This window comes from Kocuria flava (genome assembly GCF_001482365.1).
Classification (GTDB): domain Bacteria; phylum Actinomycetota; class Actinomycetes; order Actinomycetales; family Micrococcaceae; genus Kocuria; species Kocuria flava.
Genome location: NZ_CP013254.1, coordinates 1,571,431 through 1,583,660, shown reverse-complemented (window position 1 = coordinate 1,583,660; position 12,230 = coordinate 1,571,431). Strand labels below are relative to the sequence as shown.

General features: G+C 75.5%; 13 protein-coding genes. 5 read left to right on the top strand and 8 right to left on the bottom strand.

The genetic code is table 11. The features are described from left to right. Positions 1-21: 21 nt before the first annotated feature. Complete coding sequence (locus tag AS188_RS07135; protein WP_058858273.1) at positions 22-1,242, bottom strand: hypothetical protein; 1,221 nt, start codon at positions 1,240-1,242, stop codon at positions 22-24. 77 nt (positions 1,243-1,319) lie between these two features. Next, the gene (gene glpX, locus AS188_RS07130) at positions 1,320-2,423 is read right to left on the bottom strand and encodes a class II fructose-bisphosphatase (protein ID WP_236945099.1); all 1,104 of its coding nucleotides are present in this window, start codon (positions 2,421-2,423) and stop codon (positions 1,320-1,322) included. Positions 2,424-2,682: 259 nt separating this feature from the next. Here glpX and AS188_RS07125 point away from each other — a divergent pair, with 259 nt between their 5' ends. The 3 genes from AS188_RS07125 (at position 2,683) to AS188_RS07115 (ending at position 5,578) form a co-directional block, all read left to right on the top strand. Continuing rightward, the gene (locus AS188_RS07125) at positions 2,683-3,369 is read left to right on the top strand and encodes a DUF4245 domain-containing protein (protein ID WP_236945076.1); all 687 of its coding nucleotides are present in this window, start codon (positions 2,683-2,685) and stop codon (positions 3,367-3,369) included. Next, positions 3,366-4,070 carry a carbonic anhydrase gene (locus tag AS188_RS07120; RefSeq protein ID WP_083529303.1) on the top strand — a complete coding sequence of 235 codons (705 nt, stop codon included), beginning with the start codon at positions 3,366-3,368 and terminating at the stop codon, positions 4,068-4,070. Before AS188_RS07125 ends, AS188_RS07120 begins: the two co-directional genes overlap by 4 nt. A gap of 74 nt (positions 4,071-4,144) precedes the next feature. Then, entirely contained in the window at positions 4,145-5,578 is a 1,434-nt protein-coding gene (locus tag AS188_RS07115; RefSeq protein WP_058858272.1) for a class II fumarate hydratase, read from the top strand. A 180-nt stretch (positions 5,579-5,758) separates the two neighbouring features. Here the strand turns inward: AS188_RS07115 and AS188_RS07110 are convergent, their stop codons facing one another. From AS188_RS07110 to AS188_RS07095, 4 genes are all read right to left on the bottom strand, one after another. Next, positions 5,759-6,229, bottom strand: coding sequence for an NUDIX hydrolase (locus AS188_RS07110; protein ID WP_058858271.1), 471 nt, complete (start codon positions 6,227-6,229; stop codon positions 5,759-5,761). A gap of 126 nt (positions 6,230-6,355) precedes the next feature. After that, positions 6,356-6,880: an A24 family peptidase gene (locus AS188_RS07105; protein ID WP_058858270.1), complete on the bottom strand. Its 525-nt coding sequence runs from the start codon at positions 6,878-6,880 to the stop codon at positions 6,356-6,358. 58 nt (positions 6,881-6,938) lie between these two features. After that, positions 6,939-8,309 (bottom strand): PhoH family protein, encoded by a 1,371-nt coding sequence (locus AS188_RS07100; protein WP_058858269.1) that lies wholly within the window; start codon positions 8,307-8,309, stop codon positions 6,939-6,941. A 190-nt stretch (positions 8,310-8,499) separates the two neighbouring features. Next, the gene (locus AS188_RS07095; protein ID WP_058858268.1) at positions 8,500-9,261 is read right to left on the bottom strand and encodes an isoprenyl transferase; all 762 of its coding nucleotides are present in this window, start codon (positions 9,259-9,261) and stop codon (positions 8,500-8,502) included. A 181-nt stretch (positions 9,262-9,442) separates the two neighbouring features. On the opposite strand from AS188_RS07095, the gene trhA reads away from it, so the two are divergent. Further along, positions 9,443-10,147 carry a PAQR family membrane homeostasis protein TrhA gene (trhA, locus tag AS188_RS07090; protein WP_058858267.1) on the top strand — a complete coding sequence of 235 codons (705 nt, stop codon included), beginning with the start codon at positions 9,443-9,445 and terminating at the stop codon, positions 10,145-10,147. A 28-nt stretch (positions 10,148-10,175) separates the two neighbouring features. Here trhA and AS188_RS07085 read toward each other — a convergent pair whose 3' ends face one another. Continuing rightward, positions 10,176-10,550, bottom strand: coding sequence for a hypothetical protein (locus AS188_RS07085; RefSeq protein WP_058858266.1), 375 nt, complete (start codon positions 10,548-10,550; stop codon positions 10,176-10,178). 7 nt (positions 10,551-10,557) lie between these two features. After that, the gene (gene mca / locus AS188_RS07080; protein WP_058859787.1) at positions 10,558-11,436 is read right to left on the bottom strand and encodes a mycothiol conjugate amidase Mca; all 879 of its coding nucleotides are present in this window, start codon (positions 11,434-11,436) and stop codon (positions 10,558-10,560) included. A gap of 238 nt (positions 11,437-11,674) precedes the next feature. Between mca and AS188_RS17415 the strand changes: the two genes are divergently transcribed. Beyond that, a complete protein-coding gene (locus AS188_RS17415) occupies positions 11,675-12,115 on the top strand; it encodes a DUF4307 domain-containing protein (RefSeq protein WP_058858265.1) in 441 nt (146 codons plus the stop codon). The last annotated feature ends 115 nt before the right edge of the window (positions 12,116-12,230 follow it).

The following is a 12,230-nucleotide window of genomic DNA, read 5'->3' as shown; positions in this document are numbered from 1 at the left end:
CGCCCGGCACCGGCCCGGGGCTCAGCGCCCCGCCGCGCTGCGCAGCGCCGAGACCCCCTCGCCCAGCAGGCGCTTCGTGAACGCGCCCACGCGGCGCACCCCGCCGGCGCGCTCGTCGCCCGCGGGCTCCGCCCCGCCGCGGGGCTCCTCCTCCGGCTCGGGCTCGGGCACCGCCGGGACGGGGTCGGCGACCCCCAGCTCCTGGGCCACCGCGGTGCCGGTGGCCCGCACGGCGGCGTCGGCGGCCTCGACCGCGTCCGTGGTGCCGGTGAACTCCCCGCTGCGCCCGCGCCCCAGGGCGATCTCCCACGTGCCCAGCACGGGCCGCTCGCCCGCGGCGAGCTCGCGCAGCACGAGCGGGACGTCGGGCTCGGCGGGGTCGCCGCCGTCGAGGGCGCGGACCCCGCGCTTGCGCAGCTCCACCAGGCCCGTCAGCAGCAGCGCGTCGTCCACGCCCAGGTCCCGGGCGCGCCGGGTGAAGCCCACCCGGTAGAGCATCGCGAGCTCCCCGGTGTGCACGAACCACAGGTAGCCCAGGGCGCTCTCGCCCGGGCCCGCCCCCTGGTCCGTGCCGCCGTCCGGACCGCCGGCCGACTCGGTGGCCACGAGCAGCAGCGAGTCCTCGCCGAGGTCCTCCAGGAGCCGGTCGATCAGCCGGGTGCGCAGGCCCACGCGGCCGAGCTCCCCGCTGCCGGCCGTGACCTCCCGGACCGTGACCCCGGAGCTGCGCAGCGCCGCGCGGCAGCGGTCGAGGGTCTGCTGGGAGAGCCGGCGGGCGAGGTCGCGCTCGGAGTCGGCCAGCGGCACCTGCAGGCGGCGGGGGCCCTGCGGGCCGGCCACGACCGTGCCGCGGCGGGTGAAGCCGGCCTCGGTCAGCGCGTCCCCGGTCCCGGGGGTGCGCAGGGTGTCGGGGTCGAAGCGGAGCAGGGCGGCCGCGTGCTCGTCGCGGGCCCAGGCGGCCAGGGCGCCGGCGACGACGGGCACGTCGCCGGGCCGGTGCACGTGGCACTGGACGGTCTCGGCGATCACCCGCTCGGCCCGGGAGCGCAGCAGGACCTGGGCGTAGCCCAGGGTGCGCCGGGCGTCGTCGTGGACCAGGACGCGCTCCACGCGCAGCTGCGGGCCCTCGGCGGAGGCCTGGGCCTCGCCGATCCCCCACAGCTGCTGGGGGTGCCCGCCCGTCACGCGGACGGTGGCGTCCCAGGTCTTGCGGTTCGGGCTGGGACTGACCGTGGTGCTCACGCCGACATCCTCCTCGTACCGCGGGCGGTCCGCCCCGGTGGGGGAACGAGGTCGGCGTCCGCGGCTCGGGCACCAGTCTAGGTCGCCGGCCCCGCCCCGCGCCGAGCGGACACGGCGGGCACGGGCGGCACCGGCGGCGCGGGGCGCCGACGGCGCGGGACACGGGCGGCGCGGGGCACGAACCGCGCCGGGCACGGGCGCGCCACCGGGAACGGGCGTGCGAGGGCCCCGGACCGTGCGGTCCGGGGCCCTCCCCACTTGGAGGCCAGGTGCTCGGCCTCGACCATGCGCACCGTGCCCGAGCGCGAGCGCATCACGATCGACTGCGTGGTGACCCGCTGGCCGCGGTAGCGCACCCCGCGCAGCAGGTCGCCGTCGGTGATGCCGGTCGCGGCGAAGAAGCAGTTGTCCGAGGTGACGAGGTCGTCGGTGCTCAGGACGGCGTCGAGGTCCAGCCCGGCGTCGAGCGCCTTCTGCTTCTCGTCGTCGTCGGTGGGGGCCAGCCGGCCCTGGATGATCCCGCCGGTGGCCTTCACGGCGCACGCGGCGACGATCCCCTCGGGGGTGCCGCCGATGCCCATCATGACGTCCACGCCGGTGCCCTCGCGGCAGGCCGCGATCGCGCCGGCGACGTCGCCGTCGAGGATCATCCGGGTGCGGGCGCCGGTGGCGCGGATCTCGTCGACGAGGCGCTGGTGGCGGGGCCGGTCCAGGACGCACACGGTGAGCTGGTTGACGTGGACGCCCTTGGCCCGGGCCACGAGGTGCAGGTTCTGCTTGACCGGCAGGCGCAGGTCCACGAAGTCCGCGGCCTCGGGCCCGACCACGAGCTTGTCCATGTAGAACACGGCCGAGGGGTCGAACATCGACCCGCCGTCGGCCACGGCGATGACGGCCAGGGCGTTGTTCATCCCCAGCGCGGTGAGGCGGGTACCGTCGATCGGGTCGACCGCGACGTCGGAGGCGGGCCCGGAGCCGTCGCCGACCTGCTCGCCGTTGAACAGCATGGGCGCCTCGTCCTTCTCGCCCTCACCGATGACCACGGTGCCGTTGAAGTGCACGGTCGAGAGCAGCGAGCGCATGGCGTCGACCGCGGCGCCGTCGGCCGCGTTCTTGTCCCCGGCCCCGACCCACTGGCCGCCGGCGATCGCCGCCGCCTCGGTCGTGCGGACCAGCTCCATGGCCAGGTTCCGGTCGGCCACGTTGGACGCGGGGGCTGGTGCGGTGGATGCTTCGGCCACGTTGTTCCTCACCTTCGAGTTCACGGTTCGCGGGACGCCGGGGTCCGGCTCGGCCGCGGACGCGGTCCCGTCCCCGCCAGCATATCGTCCGGGGCCCCGCCCGCCCCGGCGCCCTGCCGGGGCGCCCGCCCGGGCCGGGGCCGCCCGCGGCGGGGACGGGCGGGCACGGGCACCTCCGGATCCGGGGCACAATGGTGCGGTGAGCTCCCCGACCCCCGACCGCCCCGCCGCCCGGACTCACCGGGACCACGACGACGCCCGCCCGCTGCCGCAGATCACCCCGAAGCAGGCGAAGCGGATCAACGCCCCCGTCCAGGGCATGATCATCTCCATGGCCGTGCTCCTGCTCCTGGTGCTGCCCCTCGTGTGGCTGCAGCCCCGCCCGGACGGCGAGCCGTACCGCCCCGACGTCGACGTCGCCCAGGAGGCCTCCTACGTCGCCGACCAGTCGCCGTTCCCCCCGGTGGTGCCCGAGCCCGGCGAGGAGTGGACGGCCAACTACGCCCGCTGGAACGGCGGCGCCGCCGAGGGCGTGCCCTACTGGGAGATCGGCTGGGTCACCCCGGGGGGCCGCTTCGTGGAGCTCGTCCAGACCTCCCTGGCCAACCCCACCTGGCTCGCCCAGCAGGCCGAGACCCTGCCGGCCACCGGGACCGCGGACGCCGGCGGCACGCGCTGGGACGTCCACGTCCGGGAGGCCTCCGACGACGCCGGGGCGCTGACCGTATACACCGGCGAGGCCGCCGGCTCGACCCTCGTGGTCAAGGGCGACGCCGACCGCGCCGAGCTGGACCACCTGGCCGCCGCCGCCGTCGAGGCGCTCGCCGCGGCCCCCGAGACCCCCGCCCCCACCCCGACCGCACCCGAGACCCCGGAGGGACCATGACGGACCAGCCCACCACTTCCGCACCGGCCGGCGGCACCGCGCCGCAGCCCCCGCAGACCCCCGCGCCGCGCGCGGAGCCCGCCCCCACCACGCCGGCCGCCGCGTGGCAGCGCCTGCGCGAGGGCAACGCCCGCTTCGTCGCCGGGGAGTCCCGGCACCCGAACCAGGACGCCTCCCGGCGCCGGTCCGTGGCCGGCGGGCAGCACCCGTTCGCGGTGATCTTCGGCTGCTCCGACTCCCGGCTGGCCGCCGAGATCATCTTCGACCTGGGCCTGGGCGACGCCTTCGTGGTGCGCACCGCCGGGCAGGTCATCGACGACGCCGTGCTGGGGACCATCGAGTACGCGGTGGAGAACCTGCACACCCCGCTGATCATGGTCCTGGGCCACGACTCCTGCGGGGCCGTGACCGCCACGCACGCGACCGCGCACTCGGGGGACATGCCCCGCGGCTTCCAGCGCGACCTCATCGAGCGGATCATGCCCTCCGTGCTGCAGACCCGCCGCGACGGCCACGACGACGTCAACGCGGCGGTGGTCGAGCACACGAAGCAGACCTCCGGGCGGCTGCTGGAGCAGTCGCGGGTGATCAACGACGCCGTCTCGCGCGGGGAGGTCGCCGTCGTCGGCGTCTTCTACCACCTGCAGGACGGCGAGGCCGAGCTCGTCCACGGGCACGGGACCTGGCTGCCCTCCGCCTGAGCCCGCCCCCTCCGCGGGTCCGGCCACGGCGTCCCCGTGCCCGGGCCCGCGGCGCGCTGACCTAGACTGGCGCCATGGCAAACACCACGTCTGCAACGACCGCAGAGCACACCGAGTACCGCATCGAGCACGACACGATGGGCGAGGTCCGCGTTCCCGCGAACGCCCTCTACCGTGCCCAGACGCAGCGCGCCGTCGAGAACTTCCCGATCTCCGGCCGGACCCTGGAGCCCCAGCACATCGTCGCGCTGGCGCAGATCAAGAAGGCCGCCGCCAGGGCCAACGCGGAGCTGGGGGTGCTCGACGAGGAGCGCGCCCGGGCGATCGCGGAGGCCGCCGACCAGGTCGCCACCGGCGCCTACGACGAGCACTTCCCGATCGACGTCTTCCAGACCGGGTCGGGGACCTCCTCGAACATGAACACCAACGAGGTGCTGGCGACCCTCGCCAACCGCGCCCTCGAGGGCACCGGCACCGAGGTCCACCCCAACGACCACGTCAACGCCTCCCAGTCCTCCAACGACGTCTTCCCGACCTCCGTGCACGTCGCCGTCACCGGCGCCCTGGTCAACGAGCTCGTGCCGGCGATGACGCAGCTCGCGGAGTCCCTCGAGCGCAAGGCCGCCGAGTTCAAGGACGTCGTGAAGTCCGGGCGCACGCACCTGATGGACGCCACCCCCGTCACCCTGGGCCAGGAGTTCGGCGGCTACGCCGCGCAGGTGCGCTACGGCATCGAGCGCGTGCATTCCGCGCTGCCGCGCGTGGCCGAGGTGCCCCTGGGCGGGACCGCGGTGGGCACCGGGATCAACACCCCGGCCGGCTTCTCCGCGCGCGTGATCGAGCTGCTCGCCGAGGAGACGGGGCTGCCGATCACCGAGGCCCGCAACCACTTCGAGGCCCAGGCCAACCGCGACGGCCTCGTGGAGGCCTCCGGGCAGCTGCGCACGGTCGCCTACAGCTACATGAAGATCAACAACGACCTGCGCTGGATGGGCTCCGGCCCGAACACCGGCCTGGGCGAGATCCTCATCCCGGACCTGCAGCCGGGCTCCTCGATCATGCCGGGGAAGGTCAACCCCGTGATCTGCGAGTCCACGATCCAGGTCTGCGCCCAGGTGATCGGCAACGACACCACCGTGTCCCTGTCCTCCACCAACGGCGCGTTCGAGCTCAACGTGGGCATCCCGGTGATGGCCTCGGCGCTGCTCGAGTCGATCCGCCTGCTCGCCAACTCCTCCCGCGTGATGGCGGAGAAGATGATCGACGGCATCGAGGCCAACACGGAGCGCTGCCGCTTCCTGGCCGAGGCCTCCCCCTCGATCGTGACCCCGCTGAACAAGGCCATCGGCTACGAGGCGGCCGCGAAGATCGCCAAGCACGCCGTGGCGAACAAGATGACCGTGCGCGAGGCCACGATCGCCCTGGGCTACGTGGAGGACGGCTCGCTCACCGAGCAGCAGCTCGACGAGGCCCTGGACGTCACCACCATGACGGGTCCCAACGCCTGATCAGAGACCGCACCGCCGCCGGGGGCGGCGCCGGCCGGGGTGCCCACCGCACCCGGGCACGGCGCCGCCCCCGGCGCCGTCCGTCACCGGCGCCGTCCGTCACCGGCGCCGTCCGTCACCGGCGTGGTCCGTAACCGACGTGGTCCGGGACCGGGCACCCCGGCGGGTCCGGGGGCGGCCTCAGGAGACGAAGCGGGTGCGGCCCGTGAAGGACAGGGCGGCCTCGAGCCGGGCGCGCTGGTGCGGCGGCAGCGGGGGCGTGTCCTGCGGGTCGTACCAGCCGACCTCGAGCGACTCGTCGTCGGCCACCCGCGCCTGTCCCGACACCCACCGGCAGCGGAAGGTGTGGTCGAGGAACTGGCAGCGGTCCCCGTTGGGGTACTGCACCGGCTCCCCCGCGCCGACCTGCACGAGATCCTCGACGACGGCGACGACGCCGGTCTCCTCGAGGCACTCCCGCACCGCGGTGGCCGCCGGCTGCTCGCCCGGCTCCACGATCCCGCTGACCAGCCCCCAGTTGCCGTTGTCGGCGCGGCGGGCCAGCAGCACCCGGCCGTCCTCGCGCAGCACCACGGCGGTGACGGCCGGCAGCCACAGCAGGTCGTGGCCGATCCTCTCGCGCAGGGCGAGGACGAAGTCGGGGACGGGCACGGGGCCTCCTGGTCTGCTCGCACCGGCCGGTCCGGGGACCGGGGCCCGGGGAACGGGCCGCCCCCATTCAACCAGCCCGGCGGCAGCGGACCGGACGGCAGGCCGGGGCCGGCCCGGGCGAGGCGCTCACCCGAGCACGAGCACCGCGAGGGCGCCGGCGAGCATGGCCGGGCCGAACGCGATCCGCGTCCGCGGCCCGGCCCGTCCCGCCACCAGCAGCACCGCGGCGGCCAGCCCGCCCGCCACGAAGCCGGCCAGCGCGCCGAGCACGGCGTGGCCCACGGAGACGAAGCCCAGGCACAGCCCCAGCAGCCCCGACAGCCGCACGTCGCCCAGGCCCAGGCCCGCCGGGCTCAGCAGCCGCAGCAGGACGTAGGCCCCGCCCACCAGCACGAGCCCCCACAGCATCCACAGCAGGCGCACGGGCTCCCCGCCCAGCACCGCCGCCGCGGCCAGCGGCAGCCCGCAGGCCGGGTAGAGCGGGCGCACGACCCGCCCCGGGAGGCGGTGCTCGCGCACGTCGACCGCCCCCAGCCACACCCCGGCCCCGGCCAGCAGCGCGAAGGCCGCCGCGGCCAGGACCCCGGCGGCCCAGCCCGCGGCGTCGCCGCGGGCGAACTGCTCACCGAGGAAGGCCGTCACGGACGGCATCGTAGCCGCACCGGCCCGGCCGGGGCGGGACGGGCTGTGGACGCCCCGCCCCGGGGGCTCAGGCGTCCAGGTCCCCGAGCACCTCGGTGACCAGCGCCGCGATCGGCGAGCGCTCCGAGCGGGTGAGGGTCACGTGCCCGAACAGGGGGTGGCCCTTGAGCGCCTCGACCACGGCGGTGACCCCGTCGTGGCGGCCCACCCGCAGGTTGTCGCGCTGGGCGACGTCGTGGGTGAGGACGACCTTCGAGTTCTGCCCGATGCGCGAGAGCACCGTGAGCAGCACGTTCTTCTCGAGCGACTGCGCCTCGTCGACGATCACGAACGCGTCGTGCAGGGACCGGCCGCGGATGTGGGTGAGCGGCAGGACCTCGAGCATCCCGCGGTCGAGCACCTCCTCGACGACCTCCTGCGAGACCAGCGCCCCGAAGGTGTCGAAGACGGCCTGGCCCCACGGGTTCATCTTCTCCTCCTCGGAGCCGGGCAGGTAGCCGAGCTCCTGGCCGCCCACCGCGTAGAGGGGGCGGAAGACCATGACCTTGCGGTGCTCGCGGCGCTCCATCACCGTCTCCAGGCCCGCGCACAGCGCCAGGGCGGACTTGCCGGTGCCGGCGCGCCCGCCCAGCGACACGATGCCCACCTCGGGGTCCAGCAGGAGGTCGATCGCGAGCCGCTGCTCGGCGGAGCGCCCGTGCACCCCGAAGACGTCCCGGTCCCCGCGCACCACCCGGGCGGCCCCGTCGGCGCGGACCCGGGCCAGGGCGCTGCCGCGCACGGAGTGCAGGGTCAGGCCCGTGTTGGCCGGCAGCCCCTCGGCGCCCGGGACCACGACGGCCTCGCCGCCGTAGAGCCGGTCCACGACGTCGTCGGGGACCTCCAGCGCGGCGGTCCCGGACCACTCGACGTCGGAGCCGACCCACTCGGCCCGGTACTCCTCGGCCTCCAGGCCCAGGGCGGAGGCCTTGACCCGCATCGGCAGGTCCTTCGAGACGATGCACACGTCCTTGCCCTCGTTGGCGAGGCTCAGGGCCACGGCCAGGATCAGGGAGTCGTTGTCCTTGAGCCGGAAGCTCACGGGCAGGACGGTGTCCGAGACGTGGTTGAGCTCCACCACGAGGCTCCCGCCCTGGTCCCCGAGCGGCACGGGCCGGTTCAGCCCGCCGTGCTCGACCCGCAGGTCGTCGAGCAGCCGCAGCGCGTGGCGGGCGAAGTAGCCGAGCTCGGGGTCGTGGCGCTTGCCCTCGAGCTCGGTGATCACCACGACCGGCAGCACGACCTCGTGCTCGGCGAAGCGCAGCAGGGCCCGGGGGTCCGCGAGCAGCACCGAGGTGTCGACGACGTAGGAGCGCACCCCCGTCCGGGCCGACCCGCCCCCGGCGTCCAGCGGGGCCAGGACCTCGACGACGCGCTCCGGCTTCTCGGTGATGCTCATGGTGGCTTCTCCTTCTCGGTCCGGCGGCCGGCCCGCGCCGTCCGCCCACTGCCAACGTACGCAGGCGGGCGGGGCCGCGCGAGGAAAAACGGCGAACGCGAGGGAAAATGCCGGTGACGGCACCGGTGGCCGCACGGGCGGCGGCACCGCCGGGCCCGCGCGTCCGGGCCCGGCCGCGCGGGGCGGGGCCTCAGCAGCCGAAGCGGCGCTGGCGGGAGGCGTAGTCGCGCAGGGCGCGCAGGAAGTCCACCCGCCGGAAGTCCGGCCACAGCGCCTCGCAGAAGTAGTACTCGCTGTAGGCCGACTGCCACATCAGGAACCCGGAGAGCCGCTGCTCGCCGGAGGTGCGGATCAGCAGGTCCGGGTCGGGCTGGCCGCGGGTGTAGAGGTGCTCGGAGATGTGCTCCACGGACAGGTGCTGGGCCAGCTCCCGCAGGTCCGCCCCGGCCTCGAGGGCGTCGGTGAGCACCTCCCGCACGGCGTCGACGATCTCCTGGCGCCCGCCGTAGCCGACCGCGATGTTCAGGTGCGGGCCCGGGTTGCCCGCCGTGCGCTCCACGAGGTCCTCGAGGCAGGCCGCCAGCCGCGGCGGCAGCAGCTCGAGCGCGCCCACCGGCTGGACGCGGTAGACGCCCTGCTCGGTGAGGGTGTCCATGAGGTCGGAGATGATCCCCAGCAGCGGCTCCAGCTCGGCGGCCGGGCGCTTGAGGTTCTCGGTCGAGAGGATGTAGAGGGTCACGACCTCGATCCCGAGCTCGTGGCACCAGCCGAGGAACTCGACGATCTTCTGCGCCCCGGCCGCGTGGCCGGCCTCGGTGCTCGTCCCGCTCTGCCGGGCCCACCGGCGGTTGCCGTCCACGAGGACGCCGACGTGCTTGGGCAGGCGCCGGCGGTCCAGGCCCGCGGCGAGGCGACGCTCGTAGAAGCGGTAGAGCGGGTGCGGCCTCGCCATGCGGTCTCCTCCCGTGGTGTCGTGGTGGGTCCCGGGCAGCGGGGCCTGCCGGGCGGGGTGGGGGCCCGCGCCCAGCGCGCGTCCGGGGACCGGTCCTAAACTACCCGGTGGACGCCCCGGGCGGCCGACACCGGGTCGGCGCGCGCACCGGTGCCGCCCGCACGGGAGGAGCAGCGCACCCATGGACCACCGCGGACCCCGCCGCGCGGCCGAGCGCCTCGAGCACGCCGTCGAGGAGCGGATCGAGGACTTCCTGGAGCGCAAGCCCGCCTGGCGCGGGTGGATCCACGCCGGCTTCACGCCCGTCGTCGTCGTCCTCGGCCTCGTGGCCATCGCCCTGGCCCCCACCGCCGTGCTGCGGGTCGCGGCCGCCCTGTACGGGGTGACCGGCATCCTGCTCTTCGGCGTGTCGGCGATCTACCACCGGGCGTACTGGCCGCGGCGGCTGCACATGGTCCTGCGCCGGCTGGACCACTCCAACATCGCGCTTCTGATCGCGGGCACCTACACCCCGCTCGCGGTCGCCCTGCTGCCCGCCGGCTCCTCCCGGGTGCTGCTCACCGTCATCTGGGCGTGCGCGGCCGGGCTCGTGGCCTTCCGGGTGCTGTGGACGCTCGCCCCGCGGTGGCTCTACACGCCCCTGTACGTGGTGCTGGGCTGCCTCGCCGTGCTCTACCTGCCCCAGTTCTGGCAGGCCTCCCCCGCCGCGGCGGTGCTCACGGCCGCCGGCGGGGCCGCCTACATCGGCGGCGCGCTCGCCTACGCCACGAAGCGGCCCCGGCTGCTGCCGCGGACCTTCAGCTTCCACGAGCTCTTCCACGCGTGCACGGTCGTGGGCTTCCTGCTCCACTACGCCGCGATCCTCGTGGCGATGCTCGCCCGCTGAGCCCCGGCGCGCGAGACCGCGCCGGGGCTCAGCGCTCCCGGTCGGTGCCCTCGCCGGGCCGCTCCGCGGCCGGGGACGCCCCGGGGGCGTCCCCGCGCCCGGCGGCGGGATCCTCCCCGGCCGCCGCCGCGGGCTCCCCGCCCGTGCCCGCGTAGCCGCCGACCCGCTCCTCGGCGGCGCGGCGCTCGGCGTACTCCGCCCGGTAGCGCAGCCGCCGGTTGCGGCGGTTGAAGTCGAGCACGAGCAGGATGACCGCCACCGCCAGCAGCAGCGACATCAGGAAGCCGATCATCCCGGGGGTCACCTGGCTCGGATCCAGCCCGGGCCGCAGGGTGCCCTCGTCGATGGGGTTGGGGCCCATGGCGGGGACCAGGGCGGAGAGCACGGCCGGCAGGGGGCTCATCGGGGCCTCAGCCCCCGATCCCGGCGAAGAGGTCGGACTCGGGCAGCTCCACGGGCACCCGGGACTCGGCCAGCACGTAGTCCTCCCAGGGCCACACCTCGGCCTGCAGCTCCGCGGAGACGGCGAAGAACATCCCGTCCGGGGCCACCTGGGTGCGGTGGGCGCGCAGCGCGTCGTCGCGCTGCGCGAAGGTGTGCGGGCACTCGACCTTCGTCGTGGTCTCGTGCCGGGCCACGGGCGGGCGGTGGCCCTCCGGGTCGCTCTCCTGCCAGGCGGCGATGCGGGCCGCGTACGGGGACTGCAGCCCGCGCTCCTCGAGGGCCTCGTGCAGGGCCACGAAGCGCTCGAGGTTGAAGGCCCGGTCGTAGTAGAGCTTCAGCGGCGTCCACGGCTCGCCCAGGCCCGGGTAGCGCTGCGGGTCCCCGGCGGCGCGGAACGCCTCCACGGAGACGTTGTGGGTCTGGATGTGGTCGGGGTGCGGGTAGCCGCCGTTCTCGTCGTAGGTGAGGATCACGTGCGGGCGGAACTCGCGCACGAGCCGCACGAGCGGTGCGGCCGCCCGCTCGAGGGGCTGCAGGGCGAAGCAGCCCCAGGGCAGCGGCGGCAGCGGGTCGCCCTCGGGCAGGCCGGAGTCGGCGAAGCCCAGCCACCGGTGCCGGACCCCGAGGGACTCCCGGGCACGGGCCATCTCGAGCCGGCGCAGGCCCGTGAGGTCGCGCTCGGCATGGGGGTGGCCCTCCATCTCGGCGTTGAGGATCGAGCCGCGCTCCCCGCCGGTGCACGTGGCGACCATGACCTCGACGCCCTGCTGGACGTAGTGGGCCATGGTCGCGGCACCCTTGCTCGACTCGTCGTCGGGGTGGGCGTGGACGGCCAGCAGGCGCATCTCTGACAGGGAGGTCACTCGGGGTCCTCTCGGGAGCGGACGGGGCGGCGGGACGGCGGCCGCGGGCACGGCCGCCGTCCATTTTACGCGCCCGGGCGGGGCCTCCGTGCCCGGGAGCCTCCCAGGGTGCTCGGCTACAGTGACCGGTGCGGTGCCGCCCCGGAGGGACGGTGCCCCGCCCGCCGCGGAGCCGCGCGCTCCCGCCCCGACCGCCCCCGAGATCCGACCGAGGCCGCCCGTGTCCACCGACTCCCCCGACCTGCTCCGGAGCCGCTACGGCGCCCCGCGCCGCGACCGCCGGCTCGGCCGCCGCGGCTGGATCGCCCTGGTCGCCGCCGCCTCCCTGCTCGCGGCGGCCTTCGCCGTGTGGGTGCTCGGCGGTCAGCAGCGCCAGCCCACGTTCAAGGACGTCGGCTTCCAGGTGCTCTCCGAGGCCCGGGCCACCGCCGACTTCGACCTCACCAAGCACCCCGACGACGTCGTGACCTGCGCGGTGCAGGCCCTCAACGAGGAGTACGCCGTGGTCGGCTGGACCGAGGTGACCGTCGGCGCGCTGCCGGAGGAGCGGCTGCACGAGGGCCGGACCAGCTCCCACCGGGCCGAGCTGCGCACCACCAACCTCGCGACCACCGCCGTCGTCGACTCCTGCTGGATCGACGAGCGCGGGGGCGCGGCCTGAGCGCAGGGCGACGACACAACCGTCACCCTGCTTTTGGCCCCGTCGGGGCCCCGCCTAGACTGGGGGCAGGACTCCCCGCCCCTGCAGCGCCGGCACCGTCCGCACCGGACCGGCC

Bases quoted from the DNA above. Each gene is read 5' to 3' on its own strand.
- glpX (WP_236945099.1), bottom strand. From the start codon at position 2,423: ATGGAGCTGGTCCGCACGACCGAGGCGGCGGCGATCGCCGGCGGCCAG.
- AS188_RS07120 (WP_083529303.1), top strand. From the start codon at position 3,366: ATGACGGACCAGCCCACCACTTCCGCACCGGCCGGCGGCACCGCGCCG.
- AS188_RS07115 (WP_058858272.1), top strand. From the start codon at position 4,145: ATGGCAAACACCACGTCTGCAACGACCGCAGAGCACACCGAGTACCGC.
- AS188_RS07105 (WP_058858270.1), bottom strand. From the start codon at position 6,880: ATGCCGTCCGTGACGGCCTTCCTCGGTGAGCAGTTCGCCCGCGGCGAC.
- AS188_RS07100 (WP_058858269.1), bottom strand. From the start codon at position 8,309: ATGAGCATCACCGAGAAGCCGGAGCGCGTCGTCGAGGTCCTGGCCCCG.
- AS188_RS07095 (WP_058858268.1), bottom strand. From the start codon at position 9,261: ATGGCGAGGCCGCACCCGCTCTACCGCTTCTACGAGCGTCGCCTCGCC.
- trhA (WP_058858267.1), top strand. From the start codon at position 9,443: ATGGACCACCGCGGACCCCGCCGCGCGGCCGAGCGCCTCGAGCACGCC.
- AS188_RS07085 (WP_058858266.1), bottom strand. From the start codon at position 10,550: ATGAGCCCCCTGCCGGCCGTGCTCTCCGCCCTGGTCCCCGCCATGGGC.
- mca (WP_058859787.1), bottom strand. From the start codon at position 11,436: ATGCGCCTGCTGGCCGTCCACGCCCACCCCGACGACGAGTCGAGCAAG.